The following is an 18,720-nucleotide window of genomic DNA, read 5'->3' as shown; positions in this document are numbered from 1 at the left end:
ATTATACTAATGGTATTAGTTTTATGTCACTAAAAATTTCTTTTTTTCAAAAAAAAAGAACAGTAGCCGTATAAACGACTACTGTTCTTTAAAGATATTAAACTGTGTAACGCTCATCTTCTAAAATTTTCGCAGCGATTTCACGTTTCTTCGGAATTACGTTAAGTGGTGTGTGGCGAGTTAATTTACGTAATGATGATAACATCATGCGCAGCATGTCGCCGTTTTCAACTGCGATAAGTGTTTCTTTCGCGTCTGCTTCGATTTCGTTGAATGCTTCTTGGCAGAATACTTCAGTGTATAACACTTTTTGTTTATTCTTTTCAAGACCAGTTGTTTTAATTGCTTTTTCTGTACGAAGAACAGCTGACTCCATTGCGTATAGGTTGCTTACGATGTCAGCGATATTTACAAGAATTTCTTGCTCTTTATCTAATGCTTTACCGTATTTTTGAGCCGCTAATCCAGCTACCATTAAGCCGATTTTCTTCGCATTAGTTACTAAATACTTTTGAAGTGCTAATGGCTCATCGCCTACTTCTTCTGGCATCATCATCATTAACTCTTCTTGTAATTTTTGTGCTTTTTGAAGAAGTGGTAATTCACCTTTCATCGCTTTACGTAAGAACGTACCTGGTACGATTAGGCGGTTAATTTCGTTCGTTCCTTCGAAAATACGGTTAATACGAGAATCGCGGTACATTCTTTCAATCTCGTATTCTGCCATGAATCCGTAACCACCGTGAATTTGAACACCTTCATCTACTGTATAGTCTAATACTTCAGAACCGAATACTTTGTTTAAAGAGCACTCGATTGCATATTCAGCGATAGAAGCTGCTACTGCTTTACCGTCTTTTACTTCTTCTTCAGATAATGTGCTCATGCGGCTTTCGAATAAACCTACTGTACGATATACAGAACTTTCAGCTGCATATGTTTTTGCTGCCATATTCGCAAGTTTCTCTTGAATTAATGGGAAGCGAGCGATTGGTTGCTTGAACTGTTGACGTTGGTTTGCATATTGTGCTGAAATTTCTACTGCACGTTTTGCAGATCCAACTGTACCAACACCTAGTTTATAACGACCGATATTTAAAATGTTGAATGCGATAATATGACCTTTACCGATTTCACCAAGTAAGTTTTCTTTCGGCACTAACGCATCTTCTAAAATTAACGTACGAGTTGAAGAACATTTAATACCCATTTTCTTCTCTTCAGGGCTTGTAGATACACCAGCGTATTCTTTCTCTACGATAAATGCTGAGAAATGCTCTCCATCAATTTTTGCATATACAACAAATACGTCAGCGAATGCAGAGTTTGTAATCCACTGTTTTTCACCGTTTAATACATAATGTGTACCTTCTGCATTTAAACGTGCAGTTGTTTTTGCGCCTAATGCGTCAGATCCTGAACCTGGCTCAGTTAATGCGTATGCAGCTAATTTTTCACCAGTTGCAAGTAATGGTAAATACTTTTTCTTTTGCTCTTCGTTACCGAATAATACGATTGGTAAAGATCCGATACCTACGTGAGCACCGTGAGTGATTGCAAAGCCGCCAGCGCGAGAGAATTTCTCTGCGATTAACGCTGAGCTTACTTTATCAAGACCAATCCCACCGTACTCTTCTGGTACGTCAGCGCCTAATAAACCAAGCTCCCCAGCTTCTTTTAAAAGACGAACTGAACGATCAAATTCATGTTGCTCTAAATATTCAAGCTCTGGAAGAACTTCATTTACGATAAAGTCCTCTGTCGTTTTTGCAATCATTTTATGCTCAGATGAAAAATCTTCTGGCGTAAACACTTGATCAATCGTAATCTCATCAACTAAAAAGCTACCGCCTTTAACCGCATTTCCTACTGTTTTTTCCATGAAAATTTCCTCCTTCATATTTTCATGAGCAGCTTCTCTCTTTTTGAAAGAAGCTGGCTCTCCCGTTTATTTTTTATAAACCTTTGTTGCTTCCATTCTTTGCTTTAGCGTCGTCTCGTTCTGAACAAGCCGCTTCCACTTTTTTATAGTAATTCAAATACTCCCGCTGCTCCCATTCCGCCGCCAATACACATTGTTACGATACCGAATTGTTCGTTGCGGCGTTTCATTTCGTGAATAAGAGATAGTGTTAGTTTTGCTCCTGTACAGCCAAGTGGATGTCCAAGTGCGATTGCACCACCGTTTACGTTTACTTTTTCTTCATCTAAACCAAGTTCACGAATAACTTGGATCGATTGAGAAGCAAATGCTTCGTTTAGTTCGAATAAGCCAATATCAGATAGCTCTAAGCCAGCTAGTTTTAACGCTTTTGGAATTGCAGCGATTGGGCCGATTCCCATTACTTCTGGTGGTACGCCAGCTACTGCAAATGAACGGAATTTCGCAAGTGGCTTCATGCCATCGCTCACTGCTTTTTCACGATCCATTAATAGTACAGATGCTGCACCGTCACTCATTTGTGAAGAGTTACCAGCTGTTACAGAACCGCGAACGTTAAATGCTGGGCGTAATTTACCTAAAATGTCTAGCGTCGTCTCTGCTCTTACACCTTCATCTTGTGCGAAAATGATTGTTTCTTCTTGCAGTTTATTGTTTGAGCCAACCGAGCGTAACGTCACATCTACAGATACTGTTTCATCAGCAAAGTTTCCTGCCGCTAATGCTTTGGCAGCACGTTGATGACTTCTTACTGCAAATGCATCTTGCTCTTCACGAGAAATTCCATATTTCACAGCAACTTGCTCTGCTGTATGTCCCATACCCATATAATATTCCGGAGCCGCTTCTACAAGGCGACTATTCGGACGAACAACGTGTCCCATCATTGGAACTAAACTCATTGATTCCGCTCCGCCTGATAATACAGCTTCAGAGTGACCAAGCATAATGCGCTCTGCTCCGTAAGCGATACTTTGTAAACCAGAAGAACAGTAACGGTTAATTGTAATAGCTGGAACATCGTAAGAAAGTCCTGCTAATCCGCCGATATTACGAGCCATATTTAAACCTTGTTCTGCTTCTGGCATCGCACAACCGAAAATTAAATCATCGATTGGTCCTTCATAATTTGCACGCTTTAACGTTTCCTTTACTACTAACGCCCCTAGATCGTCAGGACGAACTGTTTTTAATGAACCCCTCTTTGCTTTTCCAATTGGTGTTCTTGCTCCCGCAACAATGACAGCTTCTCTCATGAACGATATCTCCCCTCGTTATTAGTTACGTAATGGCTTTCCTTTTACAAGCATGTGCTGCATTCTTGCTTGTGATTTCATCTCACTTACTAAGCTAATAAATGCTTCACGTTCTACATCTAATAAATACTGCTCATCAACTTCTGTTCCGTACGGCACTTTTCCGCCCGCAATGACATATGCAAGTTTCTTCGCAATGTGAAGATCATGTTCAGAAATGTAACCTGATAAATGCATTGCTTCTGCACCAAGTACAAGAGTTGCATATCCTGTTTCACCAACAACTGGTATCTTTTTACGAATCGGTGCTTTATAGCCAGCTTCATATAAAGCAAGTGCTTTCTGTTTCGCATCATATAGTAAGTGATCACCATTCACACTAATACCGTCTTTATCGCCTAAGAAGTTGTTCGATACAGCTTCTTGTGCTGATGTAGAAACTTTCGCCATCGCTACAGATTCGAACACTTTATTCGCAACTTTTTGCAGATCAAACTCTACACCGTTTGGCATTTTATTTAAGTGTTTAATGTATAGCTCTTTATTACCGCCTCCGCCAGGGATTAAGCCAACACCAACTTCTACTAAGCCCATATACGTTTCACTAGAAGCTTGAATGCTAGCTGCTGGTAAGCAAACTTCTGTACCTCCGCCAAGCGTCATACCGTATGGTGCTGCTACAACTGGCTTAGAAGAGTACTTAATTTTCGTCATTGCATCTTGGAAGTTTTTCACAACCAACTCAATTTCAAAGTAATTGTCGTCTTGTGCTTCCATTAAGATCATTGCTAGATTCGCACCAACGCAGAAGTTCTTCGATTGGTTACCGATAACAAGACCTTTATAATTCTTTTCTACTTCATCAACAGCGTAGTTAATCATTTGCGTAATATCCATACCGATTGCATTGCTCTTCGAATGGAACTCTAAGCAAAGGATGCCGTCGCCTAAATCAATTAAGCTCGCTCCGCTATTTTTCTTTAATACACCATTTTTCGCTTTTAATTGCTTAAGAGAAATTGCTTTTTTATTACGCTCGATTAGCTTATATTCGCCATTATCGTAATAGTAGCTATCGCCGTTATCATGTTTATAGAAAGTAGTGAAACCTTTCTCTAACATTTCTTTCACCCAAGTAGGAACGACTACGCCGTTTTCTTCCATCTTTTGAACAGATTTTTCAACGCCGATTGCGTCCCAAACTTCAAACGGTCCTTGCTCCCAGCCGAAGCCCCACTTCATCGCTTGGTCAATTGCAACGATATCGTCAGCAATTTCTTTATGAAGTTTTGCAGAGTATAAAAGAGTTGGTGTAATGATGTTCCATAATAACTCTCCTGCGCGGTCTTTTGCGTATACAAGCGCTTTCAATTTATTCGCTAATCCTTTTTCTTGTTTACTTAACTCTACGGATGCAGCTTTTAATTTTTTACGCGCTTCATATTCCATCGTTTCAGGATTTAGTTCTAAAATTTCTTTTCCTTGTTTTAAGAAGAAGCCTTGACCTGTTTTGCTTCCAAGCCATTTTTTATCAAGCATGTCATGCATGAAAGCTGGTACTTTAAATACATCACGCTCTTCTTCTTGTACGTTTTCATATACGTTATTTGCAACGTGTACGAATGTATCTAAACCGACAACATCTAATGTACGGAACGTTGCACTCTTCGGACGACCAATTAATGGACCTGTTACAGAATCAACTTCCCCAATGCTGTAGCCGCGTTTTATCATCTCTTGAAGAGTTACTAATAAACCGTACGTACCGATGCGGTTTCCAATAAAGTTTGGTGTGTCTTTTGCGATAACAACGCCTTTTCCAAGAACGTCTTCGCCAAATAGTTTCATGAAGCTTAATACTTGTGGATCTGTTTCTTTCGTCGGTATTACCTCTAGAAGTTTTAAATATCGTGGTGGGTTAAAAAAGTGTGTGCCTAAGAAGTGTTTCTGGAAGTCGTCTGAACGACCTTCTGCCATTTTTTCAACTGAAATACCTGACGTATTCGAGCTTACAATAGAACCTGGTTTACGAACAGCGTCTACTTTTTCAAATAATTTCTTTTTAATATCTAAGTTTTCAACTACTACTTCAATAATCCAATCTACATCAGCAAGAAGCTCAAGATCATCTTCTAAGTTACCCGCTTCAATCAGTGCTAGATTTCCTTTCACTGTCAGAGGAGCTGGTTTTTGCTTCAATAGTTTCTGTACAGCCGTATTACTAAAACGATTTCTCACACTTTTATGTTCTAATGTAAGTCCCTTCGCTTCCTCTTCTTTCGTAAGCGCAGGTGGTACAATATCAAGCAATAATGTCGGAATACCAATATTAGCTAAGTGTGCCGCAATTCCCGAACCCATTACGCCTGAACCTAGAACAGCAGCCTTTTTAATTTGGAACATCCAATTCTCCCCCTATTCTTGAATGAATGCTCATTCAATTTTTCGACATAAGTCGCAATCAATGAGTGAGCCTCTACTAATAAATATATGATACTGTTTAAATTTTCGCAATATATTTATTGATAAAATTTTCTGAAATAAATATTTTTCTTTCATTTGGTTATGCTATACATGTGTATTTTCTTTGTTTAAATGCACTTTTCCTTTTTATAATCTGACGAAACTGGAGGAATATATATGGCAAAACTTAAGAAGAACCCTTCAAAGGCTGGAATTAGTGCAGCTAGTGTAACTGGAAACGCAGGTCCACATAATCAAGGTGTTGAAAAAGGACGCCAAGGTAATAACCAACAATATAAGAAGCATAATATGGGCGAAAAATAACGCTATATTTTTGGGCAGAGAACGTGGCATAATGATTAATGGCTGCTTTTTCTGCCCAATTTATTTGTACATATGGAAAACAAAAGAGGGAACGATGATGAAACGAACAATAGTTATGATTGTAATGATTGCTACACTATTTACAGGAATGATTTTCTTCTCTTATGCACAAAGGCAACAAGCTGTAAGAGCTGATCAACCTAATATTACTGGGCAATATGGAGTTACAATCGATGCAAAAACAGGTGAAATTTTGTATGGGAAACGCGAAGACGAACGTTCTTACCCGGCTAGTATAGCCAAAATGATGACAACCCTTCTTTTACTAGAGAATGTAAAAGAAGATGAAGAAATTACGGTTACAGAAAATGCAATTAAAACAGAAAGTCAAAGCAAGAAAATTAAACTTCGTGCTGGAGAAAAATTAAAGCGTGATGAGGCATTAAAACTTATGCTTATCATTAGTGCAGATCCAATAGCTGAATCAATTGCAGAACATATCGCAGGATCAAAAAATGAATTTGTGAAAATGATGAATGCTAGAGCAAAGGAACTTGGTACAAAGCATGCAACTTTCAAGAACGCAAGTGGTGCTGATGCAATTGGGAATAAAGTATCACCATATGACATTGCTATTATTACGAAAGAAGCATTAAAGTATCCAGTTGTTTTAGAATATATGAATTCAACACGTACAACTCTACATACTTCAGAACGCTCTCCAAACATCGCAAACTATGGACGAGAAGAACTATATGACGATCCATATGCGATTGGAAGTAAAAGCGGTCTATCAGCACTCGGCAAATATACAGTCGTAACAGTGGATGAAAAAGACGGTAAACGCGTCATTAACGTCGTATTATCTTCTACTCGCGCGCAACTATATCCTGATACGAAAAAAATGGCGCATTACGCATTTCAGCAATTAAAATAACCAAGGAGTATTTTCTCCTTGGTTATTTTTTAACCATACCTTTTAATACGAACGCAACGTTTGCTGGACGCTCTGCTAGACGACGCATGAAGTAGCCATACCAGTCGTTTCCATAAGGTACGTAAACACGCATTTTGTAACCTTCTTTTACTAGCTCAAGTTGACGCTCATTACGAATACCATATAGCATTTGGAATTCAAATTGATCCCTTGGAATGTTGTGTTCTTCGGCAAGTTTTTTTGTATATTCAATAATCGCTTCGTCATGTGAAGCAATTGCAGTATAATTCCCATTTAATAAGTGCATTTTAATAATTTTTTTATAATTGTCATCTACATCTTTCTTGTCCGGGAACGCCACTTCTTCAGGTTCTTTATAAGCCCCTTTTACAAGACGTAAATTAGGATTATAAGCGTTTAAGTCTTCAATATCTTTTTCTGTACGATATAGGTAAGCTTGAATAACAGTACCAATATTATCGTATTCAGATTTTAATTGTTTAAAGATATCAATTGTTTTCCCGCAGCGTGTATAGTCTTCCATATCAATTGTAACGAACACACCATTTTCTTTTGCAGCTTCTAAAATACGGCGCATATTGTTCATTACGATTTCATCAGAGATATCTAATCCCATAGAAGTCATCTTTAAAGAAAGCTGCGAATCAAGACCTTCTCTTCCAATTGCACGGATCGCTTCAATCGATTGGTTAGCCATTTCATTTGCTTCCGCTTCATTATCAACGAATTCACCTAAATAATCGATTGTTACACAAAGTCCTTGCTTATTTAATGCCTGAATGGCAGCTGTCGCTAATTCAATCGTCTCCCCTGCGACGAAGCGACCTGCACCAAAGCGTAAACCGTACTTTTTAGCCAGTTTTGTTAGCGCTTTATTTTTAGATAAGAAAAGAAACGAATTTCGCATTAATTGTTCCATGTAATTCACCCCTATGACTGTAATTTATCTGTTTTTTACCCCTCTTCAAAATTATATCATTGTTTAAAATTATTGGATACAAATAATTATTTAGATAATTTACAAAATACTATAAAAACATTTAAAAACCTATATTCTCGCATGTAAATATGAAGGGAATATTTTTCGACATTTAGAAAAAACGGGTTTACTAGGGCAAAAATAGGCATACCGAAAATATTCGACATGCCTATAAAACCCTTAATATTCCATGTAAATTATATAAGGATATTAATAAAGAAAACTTGAGGTAGCATTCACCTCAAGTTTTCTCACTGCTCATTTCGCTTCTCTTCATTCAGCCTTTTAATATCCGTAATTAACTGCACCATCTCTTCTTTCGCATCTGGATATGTCTCATTCCAATGCTTCACTAAAGCTGGCATCGTCTTCGCTATGTAAGAATAAAGTGCCCACTTCTGCACCTGCTCTTTTCTCTCTTCATTGCTCTCTCCAAGTAATAATTCCGTGTATTTCTCTAACAACCCGTCAAATTGTTCATTAAACTTTTCACTCATCTTATTTACCTCCTATATGAAAAAAGCAGCGAAAATCGCTGCTTTTTCTTATAATTTTGATCGAACAGAGTTTAATTTTTTCTCCATTGTGCTTACTTTATCACGACGATCATCAATACGAATTGTTGTTGCAACACGCTGTGCACCTTTCGTATACGGAACTTCATGCATTTGTTGAATTACTTCTAGAATGACAGGAAGATCTCCTTCAATAATTGTATTCATCGGCGTTAATTGATACTTCACGCGATCCGCATTTTTCTCTAGCACCTTTTGTACTTCTGCTACATATTCACTAACACTTGGATTACCTGTTCCTACCGGAATAATCGATACATCAACAATTGCCATAGTAGTCTTCCTCCTATAATCGCTTCTTATATATCCATTGTCTATTTTACCGAAATCCTCATCATTTTACTAATATGTTACTCTTCCACTTTAAACTGCTCAACTAATCTTTCTAAATCTCTCATATGTTCTGTCAAACTTTCCATCGTGTGAGCTACCTTTTCTAAATGATTCACCTGTGATTCCGTTGCAGCATGTACCTCTTCGGAAACAGCTGCACTTTCTTGACTCGTACCAGCAATTGTGTGCATTACCGCTGTAATTTCTCCTTGCTCGTAACCTATGTTATGTACCTCTTCTACAATTTTTTCAACTGAAGTACTAATCGTATTTACAACTGACATAATTGTGCGGAACTCCATTTCTGCCTCTGTCGTCACTTTATTTTGCACATCTGCAATGTCTTTCAATTTACTTACAACTTCTACAACTCTTTTTACTTCTACTTGCACATCACCAATCATCGTTGTGATTTCTCCGGTAGCCTCTTTTGATTGTTCCGCTAATTTCCGAACCTCTTCAGCAACAACCGCAAATCCCTTACCTTGCTCACCTGCACGGGCAGCTTCAATCGAAGCATTTAAAGCAAGTAAATTTGTTTGATCCGAAATGCCTTTTATAAGCTCAACAACATTTTGAATCGATCCAACTCTTTGTTCTAACTTATCCGATGCTTCTTCTGTATGAACAACAATCGAAGATGATTGTCCCCTCGTACGGATTAAATTCCTCATTGTATTTAATCCTTGCTTAGATGCCTCTTCCGCTTTGCCAGCCACTCCTTTTATTTCATCAACAGAGCTATTCATTTGTTCCACTGACTCCGCCATATTTTCGAGCTGAGCAGAAACTTCATCCACACTATTCGCAAGAGTAGAAGCTCCTCCGCTCACATCATCCATTGCTCCTGAAACTTCTCTACTAGCCGCCACTGTTTCGTTCGTTAAATAATGTAAACTATTCGTTGATTGTTGCACCGTTGATACGCTGTTTTTAATTTTACTTACCATTTCATTCATTTGTTCAACCATATCATTAAAGTGCTTCGTCAACTCTCCAACTTCATCTTTACTTGTCACTTTCATTCGCAGCGTTAAATCGCCTTCTGCTACTTTTTGAACGTGATTCTTTAATAGTTGCAGTGGTCTTGCTAATCTTCTTGAGAATAAGTAGGAAGCTACGATTCCAACTAATAAACTAATACATGCCATTATAATAACTGTATTTCTCGTACTATTTAATAGCCCATCGATCGTTTCTTTCGGATAAAAGATTCCTATCGTCCATTTCATCGTATCAAATGATTGACTATAAACAACTACATCTTCACCTTTTATTGTAGTGACCGCATATTTTGTTACCTCTTTATTTAAACTCTTTATAAGCGGCTCTTTAGAAACATCTTTCCCTATCTTTTCTGGATAAACAAGAGCCATATTTTTATCATTTATAATAAACATTTCTCCGTCATTATTGTATTGAATATTGTGAAGCAACTTCTGAATCGTCCCAAGCGATACATCCATCGCAACAACGCCTAATACAGACCCATCTTGAGCTGTAATTGCTTTAGAAACACCTACACTTAACTTGCCTGTTGCAATTTCATAAGAAGGTTGTCCCCAATGGACCTTTTTTACATCAGCCTCTGAACCTTTATACCATGGTCTTGTCGTTGGATCGTATCCTTCTGGCACTTGCCCACCTTCAGCAAGATTGGCACTTAATGTTTTTTTATCTTTCGTACCAATATATAAATCTAAAATACCAGGATGATTCTTTTTATACTCCGCAAACTCTTTCGTTAAAAACGCTTCCTCTTCCGGAGTAACCCCACCTTGAAGCATATTACGAATCATCTCACTGTTCGCGTAATACCCCATATCTTCATCCGTTCTTTGAACAAATGTCGTAAGTTGCTCTGTCACAAGATCCATCGCATTTTGAGAATACTCGTCTAAGGAACGCACTTCCTTTTCTTTCTGTAATTGATACACAGCTGTACCCAATATTACGAACATCATAGAAATAAGTACCGAAAACACTACCGCAATTTTTAAACGTAAACTTCTTAACATTTTCCCCCAAGCATCCCCTTCGTATTAAATTAAAATCTTATTAATCATTATATTAAGTATAATAGATAAAATTAAAAAATTGAAATTAATTCTCACCTTAATACAATTAGAAAACGGACTACCACTTGTGCAAAAACAAATAGTTCATTATCCTTAAAATATAATCTCATTCGTTCGGAGGGAACTATGTTACAAAAATTCGGTTTCTCACAATATGAAAGCCAAGCTTATGAAGTTGTCGTATCAAGCAATGAACCATTAGATGCTACAACAATTGTGAAGCATTCAGGTGTTCCAAAAGCAAAAATATATGAAGTACTAGCACGCCTAATCGATAAAGGAATGGTAATGGATTCTGTTTCAGAAAAGAAAAAATTGTATACAGCATTACCACTAAAGCTAGCAATTGAAAAATTAACGACAGAATTCCAATCAAATATTAAAGAACTGGAAACAAATATATCAAAAAAATCATTTACAGATGACCGTGTGTGGAGCTTAAAAATGCAATCTTCTATTCGAGTTCAAAGTAAAGAACTCATTGAAAGTGCACAAGAATCAATCCGTATTTCAGCTTGGAATGATACTCTTTTAGAATATCTCCCTTTACTAGAACAAAAAGCAAAACAAGGTGTTCAAATTGAAGCCCTTATTGTTGGAGAAGTAGAAACAGACTTAGAAAACATGCATTTTCTAATCCCAGCTGAAGAACCTAATGCATTAGAGCGCTACTTGCTACTCATCGTTGACGATCGTGAAATTTTATTTGCTGGCGTAGAACAAGAGTCATGGCAAGCGATGAAAACAATGTCACAACCTTTCGTAAAGTTCTTTACAGAATTTTTCTATCACGACGTTGCACTTGCAAAGATCACCCAGAAGCACCACGATCTCTTTATGGAAGATGAGGAAATTAAGAGTTTGTTAATGAAATTAAGATACTAATTAAATAATAAAAAGGAGTCTAGTTTTTCACTTAGACTCCTTTTTATTTTGTTCCTTTATCTCCATCAACAGCTCAATGATTTTCTCATTTTGCTCTACCTGTTTCTCAGAATTTTTATAGATGAAACGGACCCATCTAAGTGCAAGAATAATAAGAAACAAAGGGAGCATTGAAATTAGAAGACCAATAATTGAAAAATTCGTATACATATACCTCACCTCGCTATATACCCTTTTCTCCATTTACCTACTAAAACCTGCAATTTTTTACAAATAAAAAAGAACCTATCAAACGATAGATTCTTCTTTCACGAACTGAGTAGAGCGTCCTCTCGTAATCGAGAAAATCGCGCAAAGCAGTGCTAATATAATAAAGCCACCGCCTACCCAAGCATTATATATAACAGATGATTTTTCAATAACAACTCCGCCTACTGTTGAACCGAGTGCAATTCCTAAATGAAGCGCAGAGTTATTTAAACCTTGCTGAATACCAGCTGATTCCGGTGCAATTTCAATTAAATAATTTTGCTGTGCTGGTGAAATCGCCCAGCTCAGCATACTCCAAAGTCCCATCATAATGATGAAGAGCGGGAATGAGAATGTCATTAATGGCAACATGAAGATTGCACATGCAAATACGATAATAATCGAGATAATACTTTTCTTCGATCCCCATTTATCAGCAAGCCATCCACCGAATCCGCCGCCGATTACTGCTGCGATTCCGAAAATAAAGTAAAACACACTAATCCAGTTTGCTTCAACATGCATGACATCTTTTAAAAACGGTGTTAAATATGCATACAATGTTAAATGCCCCGTTAAAAACAAAAATGATGTTAACTGTGCACTTACAATTTTTTTATCTTTTAAAGTAGCAAGTTGTTCTTTTATTGATAATACCGATGTCGGTGGTACTTTCGTTAAGAACAATGAAATACAAGCTATTGCCATAACTGTTAATACAGAAATCAATACAAATGGTGCACGCCATCCGTATGCATTTCCGAGTACAAGACCAAGCGGTACTCCAAGTACAAGTGATCCACTAATTCCCATAAAAATGATTCCAATTGCACGCGCACGAAAATGCGGTTCTACTACACTAGACGCAAGTGTTACCGATAGTGCAATAATTAATGAACCACTCGCCGCACAAATAACCCTTGAGAACATTAGCATTCCATAATTCACACTAAATGCGGAAATAATATTTCCGATTAAGAAAATCGATAGTGCTCCAACATACAATGTTTTTCTTTCAAACTTCCCTGTCACAGCTAATAAAACTGGACCTGACAAAGCAAATACTACCGAAAATATTGTTATAAGCTGACCAGCTGCGCTAATAGATACTCCTAAATCATTGGCAACTAAATCGAGCGTTCCTCCTATAATTAACTCAACCGTTCCGACTACGAAAGCCGCGATAGCTAAAATATAAACACGAAAATTCAAGTCTTTCCCCACGCTTTCTATTTTGGTTACTACGACTATAGTAACCAAAATAGAAAGTGGACGCAAGTATAATTTTTTTACAGTAAAAAAGGTAGGCGTATTATACGCCTACCCTTCCATCATTCTGTTTCTTTCTTCTTATTTAAATACCAATACACCGGAAGTCCCGTAAAGACAATTCCAATTGATAAGAAACAACTTACCGGATCATTGATAATTGCACTACCAATTACAAAGAGCGAACCTAAAATCGCTATGATTGGTACGATTGGGAATAACGGCACACTATATGCACGCTCTTTATTCTTATTACGTTTTCTTAAAATGAAGACACCAATAAACGTCATTACATAGAAAATATAAATAATGAATACGGAAATCTCAGATAGCTTATTTGGATCACTAATAATCATTAAAATAATCCCTAAAATGATTTCAACAGTAATCGCATTTGCTGGTGTTTTAAATCTCGGACTTTCCTTTGCAATAAACTTAGAAAATGGAAGTTGTCCACGTTCCGCCATAGACATTGGAATACGTGGGAATGTTAAAATCTTTCCATTTAAACAGCCGAAAATAGAAACGATAATACCGATACTAATAATTTTCCCGCCATATTCTCCAAGTAACATACCCGCAGCTGTCGCTGTCGCATTTTCTCCAAGGTCTACAATTTTCGCTGCTGGTAATACATTTAATAACGCCAAGTTAATTAATACGTATGCAGCTGTTACAATTAAAATCCCAACTGTCATTGCTTTCGGTAATAACTTTGTTGGATTCTTCATTTCTCCGCCAATCGAAGCAAGTAAAATCCATCCGTCATAAGCAAATAACGTTGCTAAAATTGCCATACCGATACTTTGATTTTCTGATATCGGCACAACTACGTTAAAGATATCGCTATTCCCTTTCCAGAAACCTAACACGACAATTAATACAATCGGAATCATTTTCCCAATTGTCGTGATTGTTTGAACGATACCTCCGTATTTTGTTCCCATACTATTTACAAAGCCAAGGAACACAACTGTTCCGATTGCGATTGGTAAGTTCCATACTTTATCTAAATAGAAAAAATTAATCATTAAAGAACTAAAGTATAAACCTAATGTTCCGATAATAGCTGGTCCATAAACAATTGTTTGCATCCAGCCTGATAAATATCCCCAAAAACTTCCGTAAATCTCCTCTAAATACGTATACAACCCACCATTTTTCGGGATTTGCGCTCCAATTTCAGCTACTGTTAAACCACTCGCTAACGTCAACAGACCACCAATTACCCAAGCAAGAATGGCCATATTAGAACTCCCCGAGTAATCTAATACGCTCCCTGGTTTCATAAACACACCAGATCCAATAATCGTTCCTACTACGATAGAAAGTGCTACTGTTAAACCAATTTTGTTCTTCTCATCATGATGCATGCTGCGTATCCTCCTTCCAATCCTAGTGTGATGCAAAAATGAAATAAAAAAACACTCCTCCCTAAAAAAGGGACGAGTGTTGTATTCGTGGTTCCACCCTTGTTTCAATTCGTAAAGTAACATACTTCACCAATTTCTCAAGTCTAAATAACGGTTTTTGCCGGCAAGCAATTACTAGGTGTTCGTTCACTGCTGCAGTTCAGAGGTGGTAATCCATTTTTCCGTATTAGGAAGCTCACAGCCAAAGGCTTCCCTCTCTGAGAATCGTAAAAAATTGATCGTGTCCTCATCATCACTTCTTGATGTCGAATTTTGTAGTTATTGTTCATTATATTGAATTGTTAGAAAAAATCAATATTTTTTTATATAACATAGGAAATATTTCTCTTCTTATATTATAACAGAAGATACAAAACTTCTCTAATTCCCTAAAAATGGTATAATTCATTTAGGAGGTGTACCAATAATGATCGCTGTCTTTTGTATCATCGCTACGTTTCTCTCTGTTCTATTCGCTATCATGTATCGAAACAAGTATCCTGGTTATAGCATTTTAGCGGTAGCTATTATACCAGCTGTTTCCTTCTACGTATTGGGTAAATATCAATATACGGAAGTGTTTATCGGTTTTGCAATCTTCTACTGCGTCTTCGGATACATACTAACAATAAAAAGAATTTCAATGCCTCATTAAAAGGGACCGATTTCTACTTATAGAAATCGGCCCTTGCACGTACCTTCCGGTTGCCCACACGAAAGATACGACTTCATTCAATTATTTATCTTCTTTTTTCATAAAAAACTTATGGTGCGGTAAATCAACATTCAATGCCTCTAATTGTTTCTTTTCATTGTCTAAAATCGCTTTTGCTTTTTCTTTTGTTGCTTCATCTAATCCCGCAAAGATATCTTCACGCTTCTCTTTCTCTGGAAGTTTCACACCTAATTTTGTTAATTCTTCTTTTGCTTGCTCATGCGTTAATTTTCCAGATTTCTTTTGCTCTAAAATTGACTTTGCTTTCTCTTTTGCCTGTTCATCTAAGTTAGCAAACATGTCTCCATGTTTATCTTTCTCCGGCATTTTCACGCCTAGCTTTGTTAATTCCTCTTTTGCTTGCTCATGCGTTAATTTTCCAGATTTCTTTTGCTCTAAAATCGACTTCGCTTTCTCCTTCGCCTGTTCATCTAAGTTAGCAAACATGTCTCCATGCTTACCTTTCTCCGGCATTTTCACGCCTAGCTTTGTTAATTCCTCTTTTGCTTGTTCACGTGTTAGTTTTCCGGATTTCTCTTGCTCTAAAATGGACTTCGCTTTTTCTTTCGCCTGTTCATCTAATCCTGCAAACATGTCTTTACGCTTCTCTTTCTCTGGAAGCTTTACACCTAGTTTCTCTAACTGTTTCTTTGTATCGTCCATAATTGTTTTTACTTTTTGTTTTGTAGCGTCATCCAAATCCTTTTTCGCCGTTTTTGCAGGCTGATCCACTGCTGGAGTATTCGTTGCCGCGAATGCCGGAATGCCGACTCCTCCAATGATTCCGAATGATAACGCACCTGCAATCGCTAAATACCCAACTGTTTTCTTCTTCATAGGAAATTTCCTCCTTCATATTTCTAATGCATGTACACTTTCGTATACAATGCCTATAGTAATGTCGGTTTCTTAACATTTCCTTAACGACTTAACAAAAAAACACCGCTCGTAATGAGCGGTGTTTCTCTATGCTTTTTGTAATTGTAACTCTTCACGTTCCATTATTTTTCTTAATACAATTGTTTGTGTCATTGTAAATAAGTTACCTGTTATCCAGTACAACACAAGTCCTGATGGCGCCGCAAACCCCATAAATAGAATCATTGCCGGCATCATAATTTGCTGCATCTTTAGCATCTGTACTTGTTCTCCAGGTGTAATATTCGATTGGAAAACTTTCATCTGAATAAATGTCGTTAACGCTGCAATAATCGGTAATATATGATATGGATCTGCATGTCCTAGGTTCACCCATAAAAACGAAGATGTGCGAATCTCTTCCGTTCTGCTAATCGCATAATACAAAGCAGAGAAAATCGGCATTTGTATTAATAATGGCCAGCAACCAGCAAGTGGATTCCAACCGCCTGATTTCATTAGTTCTGACATTTCTTTTTGATACTGCTTTTGTTTTTCAAGGTCTTTGCTTACATCACCGTACTTTTTCTTTAACTTCTGCAATTCAGGTTGCATTTTCTTCATTTTCGCTTGGCTGCGATATTGCGAAACAGCTAATGGAATCATTGCTGAACGAATAACGAGCGTCATAATAATGATAGCAATCCCAAAGCTAGCTCCAGGTATATGATGAGCGACAAATTGAATCATAAACGAGATTGGATATACAAAATAATGATCCCAAATCCCAGTACTATGTGCATCAATTGGGGCTGCATTACTGCAACCAGATAAAACAAAAACAAATAATAATGATAAACTAACGAGCACAGCTCGGTATGATTTTAACATGTTCATTCCTCCAATGTTTCGTAATTATTTAGCGAAACATTGGTGTATACGGACCGACCTCGTCATTCTCTTCACTTGATTCTTGTCTGCGTACAGAACGAATCATTCCATATTTATAAAAAATAGAAAATAGCGGTACATTTCCCGCACTATCTTCACATGTATCAACTAGCGCAAAAGCTCTTTGTCTACCGCTTGATGCTTGTTGACGCACAAAGCGAGAAACATTAGCAAGGAAGAAAACTTCTAATAAACAAAGTGCCGTCGTTACAAACGATATATATAGAATTGCATCCTGCAATAAAAATTCCATCGCTTCACATCCTTAATAAGGTCATTTTAGCACATTAGGCAAACATTCTCTATTTCCTTTTATTTTCAAAAAAAGTATTTTGCATATTTTCTCAAGAAAATAATAATTAAGAAACGTTGTATTCGCTTTCTTTAGTATATTCACGCACCTCAATGAATAGGCTTGATTTATTAGAAATTTATAAAATTTTTGCATTATAATAAAACTATTGCCAGTTTTTGAAAAAACCTTTATTCTCTTCTTGTAATCAAAAATGAATATGGAGATGAAACATACTATGGGTCAACTAGGAGACGCCGATTACGTTCCCGACACCGCCTTTTTATCCTTCCCAGCAGCTAAAACATTTCACTTAGAATTTATGATACAGTTGGTTGTTATTTTTATAGCTTCTATTTTGTATGCAATTTCTATGAATATGTTTTTTATCCCGCATAACATGATTAGCGGTGGATTCGCTGGTGTAGGGATGATTATCGGTTATTTAATGCACTACAATATCGGTGCACTTATCTTTTTACTAAACATTCCTCTTCTTATTTTAAGTCACTTTTACTTAGGCAAGAAGACAACCTTTTTAACAGCTTACTTTGTAGCTGTATCATCGTTAGCGATGAACATTATCCCTGTACACCAGGTTTCAGACGATATTTTACTATCTTCTGTATTCGGTGGTGTAATCTGCGGAGCAGCTTCCGGAATCATATTCCGATTTGCTTCTTCAACAGGTGGCTTTGATGTTGTTGGATTGATTGTAGCGAAACATCGAGATATTTCAATTGGAGCAATCATCTTTGTATTCAACTTAGTCTTACTTGTTGCAGCAGGTTTTATTTTCGGATGGGATATTACACTTTATACGTTAATTAGCCGGTTTGTAGTCAGCAAAGTTATCGATGCTGTGCATACGAAACATATTAAATTAACGATAATGACAGTTACAGAAAAAGGTGAGGAAATAAAAAGCGCACTACTACATCACGGCATACGCGGGGTGACAATGGTAGACGCTGTCGGCGGCTATACAAACCATAAGAAAAAAATGATTTACACTGTCGTGACTCGCTATGAGTTAGGCGAAATGAAACGTATTATCCGTCAAGTGGATAACAAAGCATTTATGAACATTACTGAAACAGTTGAAATTGTCGGCCGTTTCAAACGCATATAAAAAAGGTTAATAAATTAAAGGGCATAACATATTAGTCATATATAATATG

The 18,720-nt window shown here is 37.1% G+C and carries 18 protein-coding genes and 1 other annotated feature; of the genes, 5 read left to right on the top strand and 13 right to left on the bottom strand.

What is annotated here, in order from left to right; genetic code table 11:
- Window positions 1–97: 97 nt before the first annotated feature.
- From ACS2FK_RS11510 to ACS2FK_RS11500, 3 genes are all read right to left on the bottom strand, one after another.
- Complete coding sequence (locus tag ACS2FK_RS11510; protein WP_000416293.1) at window positions 98–1,882, bottom strand: acyl-CoA dehydrogenase family protein; 1,785 nt, start codon at window positions 1,880–1,882, stop codon at window positions 98–100.
- Window positions 1,883–2,025: 143 nt separating this feature from the next.
- Window positions 2,026–3,198 carry an acetyl-CoA C-acetyltransferase gene (locus ACS2FK_RS11505; protein WP_001206331.1) on the bottom strand — a complete coding sequence of 391 codons (1,173 nt, stop codon included), beginning with the start codon at window positions 3,196–3,198 and terminating at the stop codon, window positions 2,026–2,028.
- 21 nt (window positions 3,199–3,219) lie between these two features.
- The gene (locus tag ACS2FK_RS11500; RefSeq protein ID WP_000486359.1) at window positions 3,220–5,601 is read right to left on the bottom strand and encodes a 3-hydroxyacyl-CoA dehydrogenase/enoyl-CoA hydratase family protein; all 2,382 of its coding nucleotides are present in this window, start codon (window positions 5,599–5,601) and stop codon (window positions 3,220–3,222) included.
- A 237-nt stretch (window positions 5,602–5,838) separates the two neighbouring features.
- Here ACS2FK_RS11500 and ACS2FK_RS11495 point away from each other — a divergent pair, with 237 nt between their 5' ends.
- Together ACS2FK_RS11495 and ACS2FK_RS11490 are read left to right on the top strand one after the other, a co-directional pair.
- Complete coding sequence (locus ACS2FK_RS11495) at window positions 5,839–5,985, top strand: YuzL family protein (protein WP_001096346.1); 147 nt, start codon at window positions 5,839–5,841, stop codon at window positions 5,983–5,985.
- 97 nt (window positions 5,986–6,082) lie between these two features.
- Window positions 6,083–6,922: a D-alanyl-D-alanine carboxypeptidase family protein gene (locus ACS2FK_RS11490; protein WP_000831465.1), complete on the top strand. Its 840-nt coding sequence runs from the start codon at window positions 6,083–6,085 to the stop codon at window positions 6,920–6,922.
- A 22-nt stretch (window positions 6,923–6,944) separates the two neighbouring features.
- On the opposite strand, the gene ACS2FK_RS11485 is transcribed toward ACS2FK_RS11490, so the two are convergent.
- From ACS2FK_RS11485 to ACS2FK_RS11470, 4 genes are all read right to left on the bottom strand, one after another.
- Window positions 6,945–7,862: a proline dehydrogenase family protein gene (locus tag ACS2FK_RS11485; protein WP_000436780.1), complete on the bottom strand. Its 918-nt coding sequence runs from the start codon at window positions 7,860–7,862 to the stop codon at window positions 6,945–6,947.
- Window positions 7,863–8,173: 311 nt separating this feature from the next.
- On the bottom strand, window positions 8,174–8,419 hold the full coding sequence (locus tag ACS2FK_RS11480; RefSeq protein ID WP_001290594.1) for a YusU family protein: 246 nt from the start codon (window positions 8,417–8,419) through the stop codon (window positions 8,174–8,176).
- Window positions 8,420–8,467: 48 nt separating this feature from the next.
- Window positions 8,468–8,770, bottom strand: coding sequence for an MTH1187 family thiamine-binding protein (locus tag ACS2FK_RS11475; protein ID WP_001018860.1), 303 nt, complete (start codon window positions 8,768–8,770; stop codon window positions 8,468–8,470).
- Window positions 8,771–8,847: 77 nt separating this feature from the next.
- Entirely contained in the window at window positions 8,848–10,848 is a 2,001-nt protein-coding gene (locus tag ACS2FK_RS11470) for a methyl-accepting chemotaxis protein (protein ID WP_063548955.1), read from the bottom strand.
- Window positions 10,849–11,034: 186 nt separating this feature from the next.
- Here ACS2FK_RS11470 and ACS2FK_RS11465 point away from each other — a divergent pair, with 186 nt between their 5' ends.
- A complete protein-coding gene (locus ACS2FK_RS11465; protein WP_063548957.1) occupies window positions 11,035–11,793 on the top strand; it encodes a TrmB family transcriptional regulator in 759 nt (252 codons plus the stop codon).
- Window positions 11,794–11,820: 27 nt separating this feature from the next.
- On the opposite strand, the gene ACS2FK_RS11460 is transcribed toward ACS2FK_RS11465, so the two are convergent.
- The 3 genes from ACS2FK_RS11460 to ACS2FK_RS11450 all read right to left on the bottom strand — a co-directional run bounded on the left by ACS2FK_RS11460 (window position 11,821) and on the right by ACS2FK_RS11450 (window position 14,684).
- Window positions 11,821–12,003, bottom strand: a complete 183-nt coding sequence (locus ACS2FK_RS11460; protein ID WP_000288474.1) for a hypothetical protein — start codon at window positions 12,001–12,003, stop codon at window positions 11,821–11,823.
- A 78-nt stretch (window positions 12,004–12,081) separates the two neighbouring features.
- Window positions 12,082–13,320 carry an MFS transporter gene (locus tag ACS2FK_RS11455; RefSeq protein ID WP_105559664.1) on the bottom strand — a complete coding sequence of 413 codons (1,239 nt, stop codon included), beginning with the start codon at window positions 13,318–13,320 and terminating at the stop codon, window positions 12,082–12,084.
- Between the two features lie 53 nt (window positions 13,321–13,373).
- Entirely contained in the window at window positions 13,374–14,684 is a 1,311-nt protein-coding gene (locus tag ACS2FK_RS11450) for an APC family permease (RefSeq protein WP_000546307.1), read from the bottom strand.
- Between the two features lie 65 nt (window positions 14,685–14,749).
- Window positions 14,750–14,986, bottom strand: a binding site (T-box leader).
- A gap of 164 nt (window positions 14,987–15,150) precedes the next feature.
- Between ACS2FK_RS11450 and ACS2FK_RS11445 the strand changes: the two genes are divergently transcribed.
- Entirely contained in the window at window positions 15,151–15,378 is a 228-nt protein-coding gene (locus tag ACS2FK_RS11445; RefSeq protein ID WP_053563416.1) for a hypothetical protein, read from the top strand.
- Between the two features lie 81 nt (window positions 15,379–15,459).
- Here the strand turns inward: ACS2FK_RS11445 and ACS2FK_RS11440 are convergent, their stop codons facing one another.
- The 3 genes from ACS2FK_RS11440 to ACS2FK_RS11430 all read right to left on the bottom strand — a co-directional run bounded on the left by ACS2FK_RS11440 (window position 15,460) and on the right by ACS2FK_RS11430 (window position 17,500).
- Complete coding sequence (locus tag ACS2FK_RS11440; RefSeq protein ID WP_063548959.1) at window positions 15,460–16,275, bottom strand: hypothetical protein; 816 nt, start codon at window positions 16,273–16,275, stop codon at window positions 15,460–15,462.
- A 129-nt stretch (window positions 16,276–16,404) separates the two neighbouring features.
- Complete coding sequence (gene yidC / locus ACS2FK_RS11435; protein WP_000920524.1) at window positions 16,405–17,187, bottom strand: membrane protein insertase YidC; 783 nt, start codon at window positions 17,185–17,187, stop codon at window positions 16,405–16,407.
- A 28-nt stretch (window positions 17,188–17,215) separates the two neighbouring features.
- Window positions 17,216–17,500, bottom strand: coding sequence for a hypothetical protein (locus ACS2FK_RS11430; RefSeq protein WP_000394930.1), 285 nt, complete (start codon window positions 17,498–17,500; stop codon window positions 17,216–17,218).
- Between the two features lie 277 nt (window positions 17,501–17,777).
- Between ACS2FK_RS11430 and ACS2FK_RS11425 the strand changes: the two genes are divergently transcribed.
- Window positions 17,778–18,671 (top strand): YitT family protein, encoded by an 894-nt coding sequence (locus ACS2FK_RS11425; protein WP_000530043.1) that lies wholly within the window; start codon window positions 17,778–17,780, stop codon window positions 18,669–18,671.
- Window positions 18,672–18,720 lie beyond the last annotated feature (49 nt).

The organism is Bacillus cereus group sp. BceL220 (assembly GCF_051776965.1).
In the GTDB taxonomy this organism is placed as follows: Bacteria; Bacillota; Bacilli; order Bacillales; family Bacillaceae_G; genus Bacillus_A; species Bacillus_A cereus.
Note: the sequence above shows the minus strand (reverse complement) of the source record. Positions and strands in the feature narration are given on the sequence as shown.